The following is an 18,148-nucleotide window of genomic DNA, read 5'->3' as shown; positions in this document are numbered from 1 at the left end:
CACCCAACGAGGGGCTCGCTTCAATCGCTATGGTCGTTCGACGGGAGCGGGCGTCGTTTTTTGACACTCAACGAAGGCGAGTCGGTATCCTCGCGAGCGCTATAGTTTCCACTGCGGGTCCAAGGCACTTTTCGCGCGCCAGAGCGGTCTTACCTGCACGACTGTCTATTATCTTTGAGGTGTGAGTGATGAAAGCCTGGATTTGTGTGCCTTTGATTGCGTTGGCGCTTGCCGGTTGTGCCGGTAAAACCGCTTACCGTGACAGCTGCGGTAGCCAGCTCGACGCCGCCTGGCACGAACTGGATCTGGCCAAGGCCGAGGGTTTAGCCGGGACTGTCAGCTACTCCAAGGCGCTGTCGTTGCTGACCGGTGCCAAGACCCAGCAACAATTCGAAGCGTACGAGGGGTGTACCAGAAAGGCCGAGAAGGCACGTTTCTACATTCGTGAGTCCCGCGCCGGCCGTTGAGGCATGATGGAGCGTACTCAGGGTAATTCGATTCAGGGAGTACGCGATGTCTGCGGTGGTTGATCGGTTGGTGGCTCAAGTACTGGGCCTGGAAGTCCGTTTGCTGGCCTGTCAGGCTCGCTTGAGTGCCCGCACCGATCCGGAAGCGCTGCACGATCTGCGCACCACCGTGCGCAGATTGCGCAGCCTGCTTCGTCCCTTGCGCGGTTTGCCTGGGGTCGAACAACTGGAAGCAGCGTCGTCCCGGGTCGGCCAACTGACCACACCGTTGCGTGATCGTGAAGTGCTGGCAGCGTACTTGCTCCAGCATAATCAACCCGAGGCCGCGCACCGGCGCATGGCGCGGATGGCTGAGGCTTATCCCTCCGTGGCGATGAGCCCGGAGCTGACCCAGTTGTTGATGATCCTCGACGCCTTTCCGCGGTTCCTGCGGGCCTCCCAACGCCAGGGTTTGCTCAAGGGCTTGCGCCAGCGCATCGAAAAACGCCTGGCCAAACAATGGAAGAAACTCGATCAGGCCCTGCATGATCCCGCCCATGACCGCCATCGTCTGCGCCTGCTGATCAAGCGTGCGCGTTATGGCATCGAAGCTTATCCCGAACTGGATCGTTTGCCGGAAGCGGCCATGCCCAGGCTGAAGTCGGCTCAGGCTGCCTTGGGGGATTGGCACGACAGCTGGCAATGGCTGGCCCGCGCCGAGGAAGAGCCTGATTTGCAGCCATGTGTCGAAGTCTGGAAAACCACTATGGCCCAGGCCGAAGAGCGCGCCGACCGTGTTCTCGACAAACTCAGCAGAGCCTGTTTCAAATCCTGAAACCACCACGAATCCCCACGAATCCAATGTGGGTTCCAGCCGAGCACGGCCCATCTGTCAGTAATTTTGGCCGGAATAAGCGCTGTGCCGGCCTTGCGGGCTGGTTAAGATCGCTCCATCCATTTCCCAGTCTCTGAGGTTCCCATGCGCTTTTCCGATCTGCTCGACGCTGTTCGCAGCCAGCCGCAGGAAGTGTCTATTCCACCTGAGTGGGGCCAGGGGCGGGCGAGTTTTGGTGGTCTGATCGCCGCCTTGCAATACGAAGCCATGCGCGCAAAAGTCCCGGCGGATCGTCCGGTGCGCTCGCTGGCAATCACCTTTGTTGGCCCGGTCGAGCCCGATGTACCGGTCAGTTTTGAAGTCGACGTATTGCGCGAAGGCAAAGCCGTCAGCCAGGTGCTGGGCCGGGCGATGCAGAAGGGGCAGGTGGTGACGCTGGTCCAGGGCAGCTTCGGCGCTTCGCGAACCTCCGAAGTGGTGGTCGCGGCCAACCCGGCTCCTGAGATGAAGCATTGGGACGACTGTCAGGAACTGCCGTACATCAAGGGCGTGACCCCGGAATTCATGCGCTACCTGGCCATGCGCTGGAGTATCGGTGGCATGCCGTTCACTGGTAACAAATCGCGGGACATGGGTGGTTGGGTACGCTTGCGCGGGGATGGGGAGGGCGAGTCGGTCAGCGAAGCCCATATCCTGGCGCTGGTCGACGCCTGGCCGCCGTCCTTGTTGTCGCATCTGAAGAAACCGGCGGCAGGCAGCACGCTCACCTGGACCATCGAATTCGTCCAGCCGTTGCTGGCGCTGAGTACGCTGGACTGGTGCAAGTACCTGGTGGACATCGAACATGCCGCTGACGGCTACGGGCACGCCGCCGCCAATCTCTGGAGCGAAGACGGTCAGTTGATCGCCATGAGTCGGCAGACCGTCACGATTTTCGCCTGATCAGCGATGGCGACGGTGGCGTTCGCGCCAGGCGCGCCACCAGCCGCCACTGAAGAAAAACCGGGGGAAGGTCAGGAACTGCTCGACCAGCAAGCGTGATACCGCGTCTTTGCGATCACTGAACGGCTCGGAGGCTTGCGCCTCCAGGCTATGACCGTGACGCTGCAGGCCCAGGGCGGCAATCAGGCCGATAATGCCAATCGCGAAGCTCGCCAGATCCAGGCTGAACACCCCCGAGACCATCAGCAAAAACGCCACGATGAACAGCGGCACGGCAATCAGGTGCAACACCAGATTGGTCGGGTGCTGGTGATTGTGCGGGTACAGGCGCCATTGCCAGGCGGGAAGGTTGGGGTGACGTTTGCCCATGATGCTTATCCTTGGTTCGTTGAGGCTCATGAACAAAGAATAGGTCGGGCGAAAGCCGTCGGCGAATCAAGGCTGGCTATCGGCGCGATAGGGGTCATGGTCGATATTCATGTTGACCGCCTTCGCGGGCCCTTAAAGCTTGAGCTGCCCGATGGCCTTGCTCAATTCCCCGGCCAACATCGCCAATTCATTGCTGGTAATCGCCGAGTTCACGGTCTGCTTCACGGTGTTCTCGGTCACGTCGCGAATGCTCACCACGGCCCGATTCATCTCCTCCGCCACATGACTCTGCTGCTCGGCCGCCACCGCGATCTGCGTATTGCTTTCACGCATTTGCGCCACCGCACCGGTGATTTCAGCCAGGGCCACACTGGCTTCCTGGGCCTGTTGCATGCAGTCGTCCGCCTTGTACGAACTTTCCTGCATGAAATCCACCGCGTCCCGAGTCCCGGCCTGCAGCGCTGAAACCATGGTGGTGATCTCGTCGGTGGACGTCTGGACCCGTTTAGCCAGGTTGCGCACTTCATCGGCGACTACCGCAAACCCTCGGCCCATTTCACCGGCCCGGGCCGCTTCGATGGCCGCGTTCAGGGCCAGCAGGTTGGTTTGTTCAGCGATGCTGTGAATCACGTTGACCACGCCGTTGATCTTCTGGCTGTCCTCGGCCAGGCGCTGAATCATCTCGGCGGTTTGCTGCACGCCGGTGGACAATCCGCCAATCGATTTTTGCACCCGAGTCACCACTTCCTGACCGCTTCCAGCCAGGGTGTCGGCGGTTTGCGAGAGGTCGCGGGTGGCGCCGGCATGTTGGGCAATGTGATGGACCGTGGCGGTCATTTCGTTGATCGCCGTGGCGGCCTGATCGGTTTCGCTTTGCTGGCCGAGCATGCCGTGACGCACTTCATTCATGCTCGCGGCCAGTCGCGCGGCGCCGACGTCCAGTTGCCGGGCGGTGCTGGCGACAGTGTTGACCACCCGCTGGTAGCCGGCCTGCATGGCATTGAAGGCGTTGGCCATCTGCCCGACTTCGTCCTTGCAGGCCAGGGGCACACGGGCCGACAGGTCACCGGTTTTCTCGACGTGGAGCATCACGTCTTTCAAGGTGTTGAGCTGGCTGAGCAGGAAGCGGATCAACAGTTGCGACGCAGCGAGCATCGCCAGCATCAGGATGAACACCGCTACCGCGTAGTGAGTGAAGCGCTCGCCGAACACCTGGCTCAGGCTCGGGCTGTAGGCAACAACCGCGACCTGTTGACCGTCGGGACGAGCGAACACCTCGGCACCCATCAACGGATTTTCCCCGAACAGCGGCATGGCATTGATCTGGACCCAACCGAGGGTATCGGTCAGTTCCAGAAGTGGTTGCCCGTTCAGTAAAGGCGCCTGCCCACGATTGAAGGTCAGCAGGTTGTCGGCCTTGGGCAGCGGCTGCCCGGCAGGCCAGGCATTGAGCAATCGTGCCTGGGCCTGGGCCGATACTTGCGCGGCGTGACTGCGGGCCTGTTGTTCGAGCTGCACGGCGTACAGCACCAGCAACAGGGTGGTGACAAAGGCGACGGCGTTGACTGCCCAGAATTTGTATTTCAGCGAGATATTGCTAAGCCAGGCACCCATGGAGGTCTTCTCTGATAGCGGAAACAGTTTTGGCAAGGTGCCATTATTGTGCCGCTACTCAGTGCGTCGAATCTTGATATGGGTCAATGACCGCCACGGTTCTCAAGTGGTTACTGGGGGATCGAGGGCAACCCGAAAAACGCCCGGGCGCTGGCGGTGCTGTGGGCGGCGAGATCTTCCATGCTTTCCCCGCGATGCAACGCCACTTCACGCAACACTTCAGTCAGATACGCCGGCTCGTTGCGACCGTTCTTCGGCTTGGGGCGTAAGCTGCGGGGCAGCAGATACGGCGCGTCGCTCTCCAGCATCAAGCGCCCGCGTTTAATCTCCTTGACCAACGGATGCAGGTGCGTGCCCCGGCGTTCGTCGCAGATCCAGCCAGTGATGCCGATGTGCAAATCCAGATCGAGATAGCTGAACAGCGCCTTCTTTTCTCCGGTGAAGCAGTGCACCACGGCAGCCGGCAATTGATCGCGGTAATCGTGCAGGATCTCCAGCAGTCGTTGACTGGCGTCGCGCTCATGCAGGAACACCGGCAGTTGCAGTTCGACCGCCATTGCAAGATGTTCTTCGAGGACTTTTTCCTGTTGCGGGCGGGGCGAGAAATCACGATTGAAATCGAGGCCGCATTCACCCACGGCCACTACGTTCGGCTCCTTGAGCAAACTGCGCAGACGCTGGGCGCTGTCGGCGTTCCAGTCGCTGGCTGAATGCGGGTGAATGCCGGCGGTAGCGAACAGTCGTTGAGCGCTTTCGTCCAGTTGCCGGCACAGTTCCAGCGCCTGTTCGCTGCCCTCGACGCTGGTCCCGGTAAGCACCAGTTGGCAGACCCCGGCAGCGTAGGCTCGGTCGAGTACAGCCTGGTGTTTGTCGGCAAAACTGGGGTTGGTCAGGTTGACGCCGATATCGATGAGTTGCATGGTGCTACCTCGGACCAAAGGCCGGAAAGCATATCAGAGCTGTAGATTTATAAGAAAAACCAAGAACTACAACGAGTTAAAGCTGTCTGTTGAGGCCGCGAGGCAGGTCGGGGTTGGTAGATTTGCCATCACTGTGCCACTCTCTCGCACTTTATCAGCGCTTCAAGCGCTCTGTTTCTGTTGCCCGATGTCATGAAATCTCTCATGAGGTTGGCCAGTATTCTTTCCGGAGAGTGGATGACACGTCCCTCGGTTTTGTTACTGCTGTGTTGTTCGTTGCTGCTGCCGATGCCGGCGGTTGCGCGTCTGGCCGGGCCGTTGCAAGCCGTACCGGCAGCCAAGGTCCGCGACCTGGCGGAGATTCGCAGTAGCCGTGTGCTGCGGGTGCTGGTCAACCAGAGCCGCAACAGCTCCGGCGAAGTCCAGGGCCAGGCCATCGGCGTCGAATACCACCGCCTGCGGGCTTTCGAGCAATACCTTAATGGCCACGCCCGTGACGGCCAGGAAATCACCCTCAAGATCATTCCCAAAGCCAAGGATCAACTGCTCGGCGCGTTGCAGCGCGGGGAGGGCGATCTGGTCGCGCCGGGGGAATTGCTTGATCCGCAATCGGGGCACGCGGTCAGCACCAGTGAGCCGATTGCCAGCGACGTGCCGTTACTGCTGGTGGGGATCAAAGGCGAACGGCGTTACACCCACCTTGAACAACTCTCGGGTAAAACCCTCGCGCTGCCTACCGGCAGTGCTGCCGGGGATGCGGTCAGCCAGATCAATCAGAAGCTCGCGCTGCACAAACTGCCCCCGATGAAGATCGAGTGGGTCGACCCAAGCCTGGCCGTCGAGGACGTACTGGAAATGGTCCAGGGCGGGATCTTCCATCTGACCATCGTCGAGCAACCGATCGCCGAGCGCTGGGGCAAGATCCTGCCCAAGTTGCGCTTCGATCGACAGGTGCTCATCCGTGAGCCGGGCGAGGAATACTGGTTCGTACGCCGCGACGCCTCGATGCTGCGGGCGAGCATCGACCGTTTCCTGACCACCTACAAGCAACCGTCGGACCAGGATGCGGCGTTCCTGCGGATCTACCGGCGCCTGTATCAAGTGCACTATCCCTTGGCCAAGGCCGATCGTCAGCGCCTGGAAAAACTTCGACCGGTGCTGCAAAAACACGCTCAAGCCCAGGACATGGACTGGCTGAACCTGGCAGCGCTGGCCTTCAAGGAATCGGCGTTGCAACCCTCCGCCAGAAATGGCAGTGGCCCCACCGGCCTGATGCAAATAACACCTTCGGCCGCCCAACGGGTTGGCGTCAGTGACATTCAGAATCTCGATGCCAATGTGCAGGCCAGCGCCAAGTACCTGGCGATGATCCGCCGCAAATTCTTTGCCAGCCCCAAACTCAACGAGCGTGAACGGATGGCGTTCGTGCTGGCGGCCTACAACATGGGACCGGAGCGGGTCCAGGGCATGCGGGCCGAGGCTCGGCGCCGCGGCCTGAATCCTAATCAGTGGTTTTTCCAGGTTGAGCGAATCGCCATGGAGCAGGTGGGAATGGGGGCTGTCAGCTATGTTAATAGCGTGAACAAGTATTACCTGGCGTTCGATCGGGAGCGGGAATCGTTGGAGCCTCGGGGGCAGAAAGTTGCCTTACGTAAATGATCGACTAATCTGATTGTTATGGTGCGTTTTTTGCGCTTTTAGCATGAGATAAACCGATTAATATGGCGACCAACCAACACACTCTCACAATGGATGACACAGCATGAGCACACTGATCAACAAGGTACTGTCTACCCGCGCTGGCTACGGCCTGACGATTCTGCGGATTTTCGTCGGCATCATCTTCGCGGCCCACGGCTCACAGAAACTCTTCGGGGCATTCGGCGGCTACGGCATTGCCGGCACCGCGCAGTACATGGAAAGCATTGGATTGGCGCCCGGTCACCTGATGGCAATCCTGGCTGGTGGTACTGAATTCTTCGGCGGTCTGGCGCTGATCATCGGCCTGCTGGCACGTCCGGCGGCGTTGGGGCTGACCTTCCTCTCGCTGGTTGCGATTTTCTCGGTGCACATCAGCAACGGTCTGTTCATGGCCAACAACGGTTATGAATTCGCCCTGGCCTTGCTCGGTGGCAGCCTCGCAGTGCTGATCGAAGGCGCAGGCAAGCTCTCGGTCGACCGCGCCATCTCCGACTGACCGCTCTGACTCAACAAAAAGGCCCGCGCAGTGTGATGCACTGTGCGGGCCTTTTTTTGTTGCTGGCGATTCTTGACACTGTCCGGTCAGCTTCTCTAGGATGCTGCTCATGCGCCGATTTAAACAGCTACTTGCGGGGCGCCAGGTGACTCATTCAGTTGCCGATAGAAGCTTGAAACAGGCTTCGAAATACCGCTAAAGCGCTGGTTCGGTGTTGCCTCTCACCTGCCATGCAGACTTTTGAGGCAGAGACACGACACAATGAATGCATTGAACCCCGTTGTACGCCCCGCGCCGATTACGGCACATCTCACCCAGCGCAATCCAAAAATCCTGCTTGGCGGTAAACATCAGCCGACGCTGTTGCGTTACCTCGATGGCTGGCCACGTCGCACCGGCGGTCCGGCAGCATTCCTGATCCAGTTTGTCGAAGATGGCGAGTCGCTGGAGCGCTTCGCGACAGACAGTTTCGATCTGGCGGTGATTCAGGCACCCAGCGCCGAGGACGCGCCTGAAGTGATCAGGCAACTGACCCGCGTCGCGCGCCAAGGGCTGATTGCCCGCTGCTGAGGCTCAGGGCTCTACGGCTTAGAGCACCGTGGCTCAAAAATAGTCGATTGCCACGATATACACGCACTGCTCACCGGTTGGTGTCTGCACTCGCACTTCGGCGTCCAGTGCCTTGCCGATCAAGGCGCGGGCCAGCGGTGAGTCGATGCTGATCAGGCCTAGCTTCAGGTCCAGCTCATCCGGGCCGACGATGCGATAGCGCGACTCTTTGCCGTCCTCGTCTTCGATCGTGACCCAGGCACCAAAGTAGACCTTGTTCGGATCGCTGGGCTTTTCACTGACCACCTTGAGCGCTTCCAACCGTTTGGTGAGAAAGCGCACACGGCTATCGATCTCGCGCAGCATCTTTTTGCCGTAGGTGTATTCGGCGTTTTCCGAGCGATCGCCCTGGGCCGCCGCCTCGCTGACCGATTGCGTCACTTGCGGTCGGCGCACATGCCAGAGCTCATGAAACTCGGCGCGCATCCGCGCTTCACCTTCGGGGGTGATCAGCGCGGTGCCGGCGGTGCGGGGAGGGCGATAACGGCTCATGGCGACTTCTTGTGGTTGAGTTCTTGAATCGGGTTTTTAAACAAGCGTACTTGAGTTTATCAACCCTCGCGCAAGACTGTCAGCGGGCTGGCGTTCAAGGCGCGGCGCGTGCCGAACACACCGGCACCGCCGATCAGCGCCGCGCCGATCAGCGGCATGACCAGCAGCCATGGATGCGGATGCCAGGGCAGATCGAAGGCGTAGCGGTAGAGCACCAGGCTCACCAGTTCCGAGCCCAATGCCGCCAACAGCCCGCTGACCGCGCCGAGCAAACCGAACTCGATCCGCCGGGCCCTGACCAGCAACTGCCGTTCGGCGCCCAGCGCTCGCAGCAATGCGCCTTGGCGAATACGTTCATCGAGGGTGGCCTGCAAGCCGGAGAACAATACCGCCATCCCCGCCGCCAACACGAACAACAGCACGTACTCCACTGCCAGGGTCACTTGCGCGAGAATGCTGCGTAACTGCTCCAGCAACGCTTCGACTTGCAGGATGGTCACCGCTGGAAAACTGCGGGACAGGTCGACGATCTGCTGGTCGTGACCGGGTGCCAGATAGAAACTGGTCAGGTAGGTCGCCGGCAAATCCTTCAAGGTGCCGGGTTGGAAGATCATGAAAAAGTTCGGCTGGAAGTTGTCCCAGTTGATCTCCCGCAGGCTGGTGACTTTCGCCTCCCGATTGACCCCGCCAACGCTAAACACCATGTGATCGCCGAGCTTGAGCTTGAGGCTTTCGGCAACTTTGCCTTCCACCGAAACACCGGGTAGTTCATCCGCCGGTTGCTGATCCCACCAGTTGCCGGCGGTGAGCTTGTTGCCCGCCGGCAGGTCCGCCGCCCAGGTCAGGCTCAGGTCGCGTTGAATGGCCCGGTCACCGGCCGAGTCCTTGCTGACGATCTCCTGCACCGGTTTGCCATTGATGCTGATCAGCCGTCCCGGCACCACCGGGTACAGCGGTGCCGATTGTGCTGACAGCTCCATCAACCGATCGCTGAAGGCTTGTTTGTCCGCCGGCAGAATGTTCAGGGCGAAATAGTTCGGGGCATTTTTCGGCAACTGGTTTTGCCAGGTGTCGAGCAGCTCGCCACGCAGCAAAGCGATCAACGCCATCGACAGCAGAATCAAGCCGAAGGCCAGGGATTGACCCGCCGCCGCCAGTGGATGGCGCAACAGTTGGCCCAACCCCAGACGCCATGGCAATGAGGCGCGGGCCAGCATCCGGCGCAGGCTCTTGAGCAGCAGCAAGAGCAAACCGCCAAGCACCAGTGCCGCGATCACGCCGCCGCCGAGCAGGGCGAAAGTCAGCACCAGGTCCAGGCTCAAACGCCACATGATCAGGCCGAGGGCGCCCAACGCCGCGCCATAGACCATCCAGGTGCTGGAGGGAATCGGTAGCAAGTCCCGGCGCAATACCCGCAGCGGTGGGACTCGCCCCAAAGCGGCCAACGGCGGCAGGGCGAAACCGGCCAGCGCGACCAGCCCGGTGCCGATCCCCGCAATGGCCGGCAACAGGCCTCCCGGTGGAACGTCAGTCGGCAGTAAATCATGCAGCAGCGCAAACAGCCCGAGCTGCGCCAGCCACCCAAGCAGGGCGCCGCTGATGCTGGCGAGCAGTCCGAGAACTGTCAGTTGCAGACTGAACAGCACCATGGTTTCCCGGCGGGACAGGCCCAGACAGCGCAGCAATGCACTGGCATCGAATCGGCGGGTGGCGAAGCGTGTCGCCGACAACGCCACCGCCACGCCGGACAGCAGCACCGCTACCAGGCTGGCCATGTTCAAGTAACGTTCGGCCTTGCCCAAGGCACCGCCGATCTGCCGATTGCCATCGCGGGCATCCTGGATGCGCTGGTTGGCGGCCAGGCCTGGCTTGATCAATTGACGATAGGTTTCCAGCGCCTGGGCGTTGCCGCGCCAGAGTTCGCGGTAACTGACCCGGCTGCCGGGTTGCACCACGCCGGTCGCCTCGAGGTCGCTGAGATTGATCAGCACCCGTGGCGTCAGGCTGTAGAAGTTACCGGCGCGATCCGGTTCGTAGGTCAGCACCCGCGCCAGTTTCAGGGTTTTCATGCCGACATCGATGCTGTCGCCGATCTTCAAGTCCAGTGCAGTCAGCAGTCGCGCTTCAACCCAGGCTTCGCCGGGTTTCGGACCGCCACCGGGTGCTTCCTGCGCGAACGGCGCGGGGGCGCTTTTCAGTTCGCCGCGCAACGGGTAGACGTCATCGGCGGCTTTGATGCTGGACAGCTGAATACCGTTGTCGGTGGCAATGACACTGGAAAATTCCACCACCTGAGCATGTTCAAGGCCCAGCTCGATGCCACTGTTGATCTGTTCCGGCCGCGCCGGCGAACTGCCTTCCAGCAACAGGTCGGCGCCGAGAAACTCGGTGGCGCGCAGCATCATGGCGCCGTTCAGGCGGGCGCCGAAGTAACCGATGGCGGTACTCGCCGCCACGGCCACCAGCAAGGCGAAGAACAACACGCGCAACTCACCGGCGCGGGCATCGCGCAGCAGTTGGCGAATGGCGAGACTGAACAGGCGCAACAGCGGCAGGCGTGCCATCAAGGCTCCAGAGGGGCGACCAGCAGGCCGGCTTCAAGGCGGATCAGGCGCCGGCAGCGATGTGCCAGGCGTTCGTCATGAGTTACCAGCACCAGGGTGGTGCCGCGTTCCTTGTTGAGTTCGAATAGCAGATCGCTGATGCGCTCGCCAGTGTGGCTGTCGAGGTTGCCGGTGGGCTCATCGGCGAACAACACATCGGGCTCGGCGGCGAAGGCACGGGCAATCGCCACGCGCTGCTGTTCGCCACCGGAGAGCTGGCGCGGCGAGTGGGTCAGGCGTTGACCCAGGCCGACCCGTTGCAACAGCTCGGTGGCGCGCTCACGGGCGTCTTTGCGGCCATCGAGTTCCAGCGGCAGCATGACGTTTTCCAGGGCGTTGAGGCTGTCGAGCAGTTGAAAGGATTGGAAGACAAACCCCACGTGCTCGGCGCGAATGCGCGCGCGCTGGTCTTCGTCGAGATTGCTCAGGCCTTGGCCGGCGAGAGTGACTTCGCCGCTGCTCGGCAGGTCGAGGCCGGCAAGCAGACCGAGGAGGGTGGATTTGCCGGAACCGGAGGCGCCGACAATGGCCAGGCTATCGCCCTTGTTCAGTTCCAGGCTGAGTTCGTGCAGGATAGTCAGTTCACCTTCCGCGCTGGGAACCACTTTGCTGAGGTTCTTCGCGGTGAGAATGCTTGCGCCCATGGAGAATCCGATGCGTGTGTGGTTTTTGAGTGCTGGCCTGGCCTTGATGTGCATGGCCCAGAACGCAGCGGCGGGTACAGTCCTGATCGTTGGCGATAGTATCAGCGCCGGTTTCGGCCTGGATACCCGGTTGGGGTGGGTGTCGTTGCTCGAGCAACGGCTCAAGCACGAAGGTTTCGACGATAAGGTGGTCAATGCATCCATCAGTGGCGACACCAGTGCCGGAGGCCGGGCACGCCTGCCGGCGCTGCTTGCAGAGCATAAGCCTGAGCTGGTTATCCTCGAGTTGGGGGGCAATGACGGACTGCGCGGAATGCTGCCAACACAATTGCAACAAAATCTTGCATCGATGATCGACAGCTCCCGCGCCAGTGGTGCCAAGGTACTGCTGCTGGGCATGCAGTTGCCGCCCAACTACGGTGCGCGTTACACCCAGGCATTTGCCGAGGCTTTCACCAAGGTGGCCGACGAGAAAAAAATCCCGCTGGTGCCGTTTTTTCTCGACGGCGTGGGCGGTCATCCAGACCTGATGCAATCCGACGGCCTGCACCCGGCAGCGGGGGCTCAGGGCAAGTTGCTGGAAAATGTCTGGCCGACACTGAAACCGCTGCTTTGACGCTTTTCTAGCGGCGGCGTTTCGGCTAAGGTGGCGCCCCCGATTTGGAGGCCCCGATGCCGCGTCCCGCCTGGTCCCTTTTTGCCTATCAACTGATCGAGCCTGACGAACAGCTGGATCTGTTCGCCTGCCAGGAAGTGCGGGTGCATCTGGTGACCCGTCAGCTGGAACTGGGCGGCTCGGCGGACCGAACCCTGTGCGGCAGCCTGTTGCCGGCGCAACCACGCTGGTCGAGCGTCGATCGCACGGTCTTCCAGGACCAGCGCCTGTGCTCGCTGTGCCGGGCCATTCTGGAATCGCAAAAACGCGGCACTTCGCCGATCTGGCCTGAGTTGCGGTTCGAGCTGTAGCTCCCTTGCCACAGGAAAGCTTCCACCACAGGTAATCCCCCTCGCCGCAGGTCTTGCATCTCCCCGAAATAACGGGCGGCGGTGTACAATCGGGTTTTTATACCCTTGTCGATCATGCGAAGGATTTTCCGGATGTTGCCGCGCTTTCCCGCCGTCACCCGCTGCCTGTCTCTTGCTGCGCTCTGCGTGGCGGGTCCCGTTGCAGCATTGGAGTTGCCCCTGCCACCACCCGGTGAAGACATTGTCGGCCAGGTGCAAGTGATCAAGGCCAAATACGAAGACACCTTCGCCGACCTTGGCACCACCTACGACCTGGGCTATTTGGAAATGGTCGCGGCCAACCCTGGCGTCGATCCATGGCTGCCGGGCGCCGGTACCGAAATCGTCCTGCCGACGCGCTTCATCCTGCCACCTGGCCCGCGTGAAGGCATCGTCATCAATCTGGCTGAATACCGCCTCTACTACTACCCGAAAGGCCGGAACGTGGTGTACACCTTCCCGCTGGGTATCGGCCGTGAAGGCTGGGGTTCGCCGATTGCCCACACCAGCATCGTCGCCAAGACGCCGAACCCGACCTGGACCCCTCCAGCGTCGATCAAGGCTGAGCACGCCGCCGATGGCGACCCACTGCCGAACGTAGTGCCGGCCGGCCCGGATAACCCGCTGGGGCCATTCAAATTCACCCTGGGCACTCCGGGGTACCTTATCCACGGTTCGAACAAGAAGTTCGGCATTGGCATGCGTACCAGCCACGGTTGCTTCCGCATGTTCAACAACAACGTGCTGGAAATGGCCAGCATGGTGCCGGTAGGGACGTCGGTTCGCATCCTCAACGATCCGTACAAGTTCGGCCTCAGTGGCGGCAAGGTTTATCTGGAAGCGCACACGCCGCTGGATGACAAGGGCAACCCTTCGGTGGTCGACAAGCACACCGCCGTGATCAATGCGATGCTCAAGCGTGAGGACATCACCAACAACTTGCGCATGAACTGGGATGTAGTGCGCGACGTGGTCGCCGCTGAGGATGGCCTGCCGGTGGAAATCGCCGTGCCGAATACGTCGGCACCGATGGTCTCGAGTGCGCCGATCGACCTGCAGCAGTAACGCGTTAAAGCAACCCGCCGATGCAGGCCGCATCGGCGGGTTTTTTATGGCCTGCAGAAACCTCAGGCAATAAAAAAGCCGACCCAAAAAATGGATCGGCTTGATAACAATCCCGAAGGATTATTACTTGCGGCTAGCTTTTTCCAGCATGCGCAGAGCACGCTCGTTAGCTTCGTCAGCAGTCTGTTGTGCTTTTTGAGCAGCAGCCAGAGCTTCATCAGCTTTACGGTAAGCTTCGTCTGCACGAGCTTGGGAGCGAGCTGCTGCGTCTTCAGTAGCAGTCAGACGTGCTTCAGTTTCTTTCGATACGCTGCTGCAACCGGTAGCCAGAACTGCGGCCAGAGCCAGAGCAGAGAATTTCAGAACGTTGTTCATCGTGTTCCCCTTCAAGGACTTTCTATTAAGTAGCTGTCTCCTCAGAGTGAGGAAATAGCCGGCGTACATACTACCCATTACTTGTAGTAAGTAAACTGACGTAGCGCAAGAAGCAAAAAAAATTGTAGGCGTTGATTCTTTTTCGAGCAACTTTTAACTGCGTTGTATAAAAAATATCCAGCTACGAGGCCCGAACTGAGCGAGCCGTTGGGAAAAAGTTCCCTGGCCCGGCGGCTGTTTTTTGGTCTTGCCCAAAGTCCGTCTAGATGGGTTTGTCTACACTTGTGTTCGAATTTTGCGCAGCCGCTCGCATATCTTTATCCATGTTGAGGTGACTTAAACAAAGGGCGCTCGTCTTAAGTCTCAATATCCGGCAATGTTCAGGCTTTGACCCGTTCGGTCGAGCCGTTCCTGCGTAATCCGCGGCAACACCCGCCACCCGATGCACAATGACGAGCGTCCCTTGAGCATTTTTGCCAATGGTGCCTACTATTTGATACGTGCTCGGTTGCGCGAGATTGGTGCGGCTCTCTCGGTGTCCATTCAGGCACGGGGTGGCGTAGTTGTTCCTTCGCCGGAAAAACATCGGTAAGGTAGGGGTCAGAATTAAAGACCCGCGAGGAGTAGTGATGAGCGAGGCGTTGTCCATCCACCATGACCAGGCTGGTCATCAGTTCGAGACCACTGTGGACGGTTATCGTGCCTACCTGACCTATATGGATCTGGGAAAACAGACCCTGGATATTTATCGCACTTTTGTGCCCAACGCGTTGCGTGGTCGCGGCATTGCGGCGGCTTTGACCGAGCAGGCGCTGCAATATGCTGATGAAATGGGCTACACGGTGATTCCATCGTGCTCCTACGTGGAGCGCTACATGGAGCGTCATCAGCGGCATGCTGCCAAGCTGTGAGCAAAACCAACGCATAAAAAAACGCCAGGTTCAAACCTGGCGTTTTTTTATGCGCGAAACGGCGATCAGCTGCGATTGCGTTTAGGCAATACGTCCTTGAGCTTGGCATGCATGCTGCGCAAGGTGTTTTCAGTGGCAGTCCAATCGATGCAGGCATCGGTGATCGACACGCCGTATTGCAGGTCGGCGAGGTCTTTCGGGATTGCCTGGCAGCCCCAGTTCAGGTGGCTTTCGACCATCAGGCCGATGATTGACTGGTTGCCTTCGAGGATCTGGTTGGCGACGTTCTCCATCACCAGCGGTTGCAGGGCCGGATCCTTGTTGGAGTTGGCGTGGCTGCAATCGACCATGATGTTCGGCTTGATGTTGGCCTTTTTCAGCGCTTGCTCGCAGAGCGCGACGCTGACCGAATCGTAGTTCGGCTTGCCGTTGCCACCGCGCAGTACCACGTGACCATAGGCGTTGCCCTTGGTGGTGACGATCGATACGCCACCTTCCTGGTTGATGCCCAGGAAACGGTGCGGGCTGGAAACCGATTGCAGGGCGTTGATGGCCACCGTCAGGCCGCCATCGGTGCCGTTCTTGAAGCCGACGGCCGAAGACAGGCCGGAAGCCATTTCACGGTGCGTCTGGGATTCGGTGGTGCGTGCGCCGATAGCCGACCAGCTGATCAGGTCCTGCAAGTATTGCGGGGAGATCGGGTCGAGGGCTTCGGTTGCGGTCGGCAGGCCCATCTCGGCCAGGTCCAGCAGCAACTGACGACCGATGTGCAGGCCATCCTGAATCTTGAACGAGTCGTCCAGGTACGGATCGTTGATCAAGCCTTTCCAGCCAACGGTGGTGCGTGGCTTCTCGAAATACACGCGCATGACCAGATACAGGGTATCGGACACTTCGGCCGCGAGCACTTTCAGGCGCTCGGCGTATTCGTGGGCAGCCTTGATGTCATGGATCGAGCACGGCCCGATCACGACGAACAGGCGGTGGTCGGTGCCATCAAGAATGTTGCGAATGACTTCGCGGCCCTTGGTGACGGTGCGCAGGGCAGCGTCGCTCAGAGGGATATCACGCTTGAGCTGATCGGGAGTGATCAGGGTCTCGTTGGAGGCGACGTTTAGGTCGTTGATCGGTAAATCAGCCATCGTTTACTCGTCAGGTCACGGGTGCCGGCCGCCAGCGAACCCGCGCGGCGGAGCACAGCAAATTAAGCGCGTCGGGGAGCAGAACCTTAGCGCGTTACACCGTGGCTCGACAATGGGCAGACACCGGTTTAATGGGCATTCCCCATCAGTTTCCCCCACCGTGGCGGGGAAACTGATGGGGAATGCACCCTAACCGGCCATTGGCTGCGCAAATGCCTTGCTGACCGTATCGTGGGAGAACTCGTCGGCGTGCTGCTGGACCCACTCGAGGGCCAGGGTCTCATTGTTCTGCTGTTGGCTTTGGGGTTCATGCTGACGGCAGTAACGTTCGATCTGGCAGATCTGCTCACCCATCCGCGCGCAAAACAGCGTCTGTTCGTCGACGAAGGCGATCCCCACCAGATAGCCGCGTTTGCGTCGCAAGCACCACGCCACATAACCCAGGAAACGCAAGTCCGGGTTCAGGGTCGGCATGCGTATTTCCAGCGCCGTACCGTGGCGCCACGCGCGGTGGTAATTGCAAGCCATGCCGCCGAGGCTGATAGTGTGCAGCTCTTGCCGCGAAATACACTCATGTTTGAGCAACGTTAATTCGACGGGCACATCGTCAGGATGAGGAAGATAACGTCTCATGAACACGGACTCCCTGTGTCGGCCACTTGACACTGTTTCTCCCAGTATAGTGGTCGAATCGGAACTGACCGATTTCGACGCCGACCAACGGTTGCTGGCAATGAGCGGCATTTCACTGGTGATATTTACCAGCGTCGGCTGTGCCAGTTGCCGTTTTGCCCGCGAGCAGTTGCCCAGGCTCGAACTGGCGGTCGATCGGCTGTGCTGGATCGATGCCGGAAGCAATGGCGGGGTGGTTGAGCGCTATCGGGTCTTTCATTTGCCGGCACTGTTTGTGGTGCGCGACGGTGAGTATTTCGGGGCGCTACAGTCGCGCCTGACCCGCACAGCGCTCAACGAGGCTGTGGAGCAGGCGTTGAATCGACCAGCAGAGGAGCTGCCATGACAGGCACAGTGGCCAAGCCGACAATCGGCATTATCGGTACCGGCGCGATCGGTGGTTTCTACGGGCTGATGCTGGCGCGTGCCGGCTTCGATGTGCATTTTCTGTTGCGCAGCGAGTTTTCAGCGGTGGCCGAACGCGGCTTGCATCTTGACCATGCGTCGTTGGGCCCGCTGACCCTGAACCCGGTCCAGGCCTATTCGTCGGCTGCCGACATGCCGCCCTGTGACTGGCTGCTGGTGGGCGCCAAGACCACCAGCAACGCGGACCTGGCACCGGCCATTATTCAAGCCGCGGCACCTGATGCCAAAGTGCTGTTGCTGCAAAATGGCCTGGATGTCGAAGACCATCTGCGCGAGTTGCTCCCCGATTCGCTGCACCTGCTGGGCGGGCTTTGTCTGATCTGCGTCCATCGCGCCGGCCCCGGGGTCATCACCCATCAAGCGCTGGGGGCGGTGAATGTCGGCTACCACAGTGGCCCCGCCGCCGATGCACAGGTACGCATGAACATCGTCGAGGAGGGCGCCGGATTGTTCCGCACGGCCGGTATCGACGCCCAGGCCATGCCGAATCTGCAGCAGGCGCGCTGGCAGAAACTGGTCTGGAATATTCCCTACAACGGTCTGTCGGTGCTGCTCGGGGCCAGCACCACACCGTTGATGGCGGATGCCGACAGCCGCGCGCTGATTCAGGCCTTGATGGCCGAAGTGGTTCAGGGGGCCAAGGCTTGCGGTCATGACATGCCGCCGGGTTACGCCGATTATCTGTTCATGATGACCGAGAAAATGCCCGACTACTGGCCGAGCATGCATCACGATTTTCTGCACAAGCGGCCGCTGGAACTGGACGCCATCTACACTCGGCCACTGGCAGCGGCGAAGGCGGCGGGATGTGAGTGGCCGCGAATCGAGGCCTTGTATCGCAGCTTGAGTTTTATCGACCGACGTAACCACTGAGTCGGTCA

The 18,148-nt window shown here is 60.2% G+C and carries 21 protein-coding genes; 12 read left to right on the top strand and 9 right to left on the bottom strand.

Annotated features, from left to right (window positions below):
• Nucleotides 1–188: 188 nt before the first annotated feature.
• The 3 genes from ACEN8R_RS16050 to ACEN8R_RS16040 all read left to right on the top strand — a co-directional run bounded on the left by ACEN8R_RS16050 (nt 189) and on the right by ACEN8R_RS16040 (nt 2,223).
• Nucleotides 189–467 (top strand): hypothetical protein, encoded by a 279-nt coding sequence (locus ACEN8R_RS16050; RefSeq protein ID WP_018929811.1) that lies wholly within the window; start codon nt 189–191, stop codon nt 465–467.
• Nucleotides 468–513: 46 nt separating this feature from the next.
• Nucleotides 514–1,281, top strand: coding sequence for a CHAD domain-containing protein (locus ACEN8R_RS16045; RefSeq protein ID WP_018929810.1), 768 nt, complete (start codon nt 514–516; stop codon nt 1,279–1,281).
• A gap of 144 nt (nt 1,282–1,425) precedes the next feature.
• Nucleotides 1,426–2,223: an acyl-CoA thioesterase gene (locus tag ACEN8R_RS16040; RefSeq protein WP_018929809.1), complete on the top strand. Its 798-nt coding sequence runs from the start codon at nt 1,426–1,428 to the stop codon at nt 2,221–2,223.
• On the opposite strand, the gene ACEN8R_RS16035 is transcribed toward ACEN8R_RS16040, so the two are convergent.
• The 3 genes from ACEN8R_RS16035 to ACEN8R_RS16025 form a co-directional block, all read right to left on the bottom strand.
• A complete protein-coding gene (locus ACEN8R_RS16035; RefSeq protein ID WP_018929808.1) occupies nt 2,224–2,592 on the bottom strand; it encodes an Mpo1-like protein in 369 nt (122 codons plus the stop codon).
• 132 nt (nt 2,593–2,724) lie between these two features.
• Nucleotides 2,725–4,206: a methyl-accepting chemotaxis protein gene (locus ACEN8R_RS16030; RefSeq protein WP_018929807.1), complete on the bottom strand. Its 1,482-nt coding sequence runs from the start codon at nt 4,204–4,206 to the stop codon at nt 2,725–2,727.
• 110 nt (nt 4,207–4,316) lie between these two features.
• Entirely contained in the window at nt 4,317–5,126 is an 810-nt protein-coding gene (locus tag ACEN8R_RS16025; RefSeq protein WP_018929806.1) for a TatD family hydrolase, read from the bottom strand.
• A 237-nt stretch (nt 5,127–5,363) separates the two neighbouring features.
• On the opposite strand from ACEN8R_RS16025, the gene ACEN8R_RS16020 reads away from it, so the two are divergent.
• The 3 genes from ACEN8R_RS16020 to ACEN8R_RS16010 all read left to right on the top strand — a co-directional run bounded on the left by ACEN8R_RS16020 (nt 5,364) and on the right by ACEN8R_RS16010 (nt 7,893).
• Complete coding sequence (locus ACEN8R_RS16020) at nt 5,364–6,785, top strand: MltF family protein (RefSeq protein ID WP_495624205.1); 1,422 nt, start codon at nt 5,364–5,366, stop codon at nt 6,783–6,785.
• 103 nt (nt 6,786–6,888) lie between these two features.
• A complete protein-coding gene (locus tag ACEN8R_RS16015; RefSeq protein ID WP_086944660.1) occupies nt 6,889–7,323 on the top strand; it encodes a DoxX family protein in 435 nt (144 codons plus the stop codon).
• 261 nt (nt 7,324–7,584) lie between these two features.
• Nucleotides 7,585–7,893, top strand: coding sequence for a hypothetical protein (locus ACEN8R_RS16010; RefSeq protein ID WP_007939981.1), 309 nt, complete (start codon nt 7,585–7,587; stop codon nt 7,891–7,893).
• 33 nt (nt 7,894–7,926) lie between these two features.
• On the opposite strand, the gene greB is transcribed toward ACEN8R_RS16010, so the two are convergent.
• The 3 genes from greB to ACEN8R_RS15995 are packed head-to-tail and all read right to left on the bottom strand — an operon-like array spanning nt 7,927 to nt 11,671.
• Nucleotides 7,927–8,424: a transcription elongation factor GreB gene (gene greB, locus ACEN8R_RS16005; RefSeq protein ID WP_018929803.1), complete on the bottom strand. Its 498-nt coding sequence runs from the start codon at nt 8,422–8,424 to the stop codon at nt 7,927–7,929.
• 59 nt (nt 8,425–8,483) lie between these two features.
• Entirely contained in the window at nt 8,484–10,988 is a 2,505-nt protein-coding gene (locus ACEN8R_RS16000; RefSeq protein WP_064616715.1) for an ABC transporter permease, read from the bottom strand.
• Entirely contained in the window at nt 10,988–11,671 is a 684-nt protein-coding gene (locus tag ACEN8R_RS15995; protein ID WP_007939984.1) for an ABC transporter ATP-binding protein, read from the bottom strand. Before ACEN8R_RS15995 ends, ACEN8R_RS16000 begins: the two co-directional genes overlap by 1 nt.
• A gap of 10 nt (nt 11,672–11,681) precedes the next feature.
• Between ACEN8R_RS15995 and ACEN8R_RS15990 the strand changes: the two genes are divergently transcribed.
• The 3 genes from ACEN8R_RS15990 to ACEN8R_RS15980 all read left to right on the top strand — a co-directional run bounded on the left by ACEN8R_RS15990 (nt 11,682) and on the right by ACEN8R_RS15980 (nt 13,741).
• Complete coding sequence (locus ACEN8R_RS15990; protein ID WP_018929801.1) at nt 11,682–12,287, top strand: arylesterase; 606 nt, start codon at nt 11,682–11,684, stop codon at nt 12,285–12,287.
• Between the two features lie 56 nt (nt 12,288–12,343).
• Nucleotides 12,344–12,637: a hypothetical protein gene (locus ACEN8R_RS15985; protein ID WP_007899882.1), complete on the top strand. Its 294-nt coding sequence runs from the start codon at nt 12,344–12,346 to the stop codon at nt 12,635–12,637.
• Between the two features lie 132 nt (nt 12,638–12,769).
• Complete coding sequence (locus ACEN8R_RS15980; RefSeq protein ID WP_018929800.1) at nt 12,770–13,741, top strand: L,D-transpeptidase family protein; 972 nt, start codon at nt 12,770–12,772, stop codon at nt 13,739–13,741.
• A gap of 123 nt (nt 13,742–13,864) precedes the next feature.
• On the opposite strand, the gene oprI is transcribed toward ACEN8R_RS15980, so the two are convergent.
• Nucleotides 13,865–14,116: an outer membrane lipoprotei OprI gene (gene oprI / locus ACEN8R_RS15975; protein WP_003172710.1), complete on the bottom strand. Its 252-nt coding sequence runs from the start codon at nt 14,114–14,116 to the stop codon at nt 13,865–13,867.
• Between the two features lie 629 nt (nt 14,117–14,745).
• On the opposite strand from oprI, the gene ACEN8R_RS15970 reads away from it, so the two are divergent.
• Nucleotides 14,746–15,027, top strand: a complete 282-nt coding sequence (locus tag ACEN8R_RS15970) for a GNAT family N-acetyltransferase (protein WP_007939987.1) — start codon at nt 14,746–14,748, stop codon at nt 15,025–15,027.
• 65 nt (nt 15,028–15,092) lie between these two features.
• Here the strand turns inward: ACEN8R_RS15970 and ACEN8R_RS15965 are convergent, their stop codons facing one another.
• Both ACEN8R_RS15965 and ACEN8R_RS15960 read right to left on the bottom strand, forming a co-directional pair.
• Nucleotides 15,093–16,169, bottom strand: a complete 1,077-nt coding sequence (locus ACEN8R_RS15965; protein WP_018929799.1) for a 3-deoxy-7-phosphoheptulonate synthase — start codon at nt 16,167–16,169, stop codon at nt 15,093–15,095.
• A 189-nt stretch (nt 16,170–16,358) separates the two neighbouring features.
• Nucleotides 16,359–16,802: a PilZ domain-containing protein gene (locus tag ACEN8R_RS15960; protein ID WP_081625788.1), complete on the bottom strand. Its 444-nt coding sequence runs from the start codon at nt 16,800–16,802 to the stop codon at nt 16,359–16,361.
• Between ACEN8R_RS15960 and ACEN8R_RS15955 the strand changes: the two genes are divergently transcribed.
• Both ACEN8R_RS15955 and ACEN8R_RS15950 read left to right on the top strand, forming a co-directional pair.
• Nucleotides 16,801–17,187: a thioredoxin family protein gene (locus ACEN8R_RS15955; protein WP_026286693.1), complete on the top strand. Its 387-nt coding sequence runs from the start codon at nt 16,801–16,803 to the stop codon at nt 17,185–17,187. The genes ACEN8R_RS15960 and ACEN8R_RS15955 overlap by 2 nt on opposite strands.
• On the top strand, nt 17,184–18,140 hold the full coding sequence (locus ACEN8R_RS15950) for a putative 2-dehydropantoate 2-reductase (RefSeq protein ID WP_495624204.1): 957 nt from the start codon (nt 17,184–17,186) through the stop codon (nt 18,138–18,140). The genes ACEN8R_RS15955 and ACEN8R_RS15950 overlap by 4 nt, the downstream gene beginning before the upstream one ends.
• Nucleotides 18,141–18,148: the final 8 nt, after the last annotated feature.

Source organism: Pseudomonas sp. Pseusp15, assembly GCF_059492165.1.
The sequence above is the reverse complement of the archived record's forward strand: the minus strand, read 5'-3'. Positions and strand labels throughout refer to the sequence as shown.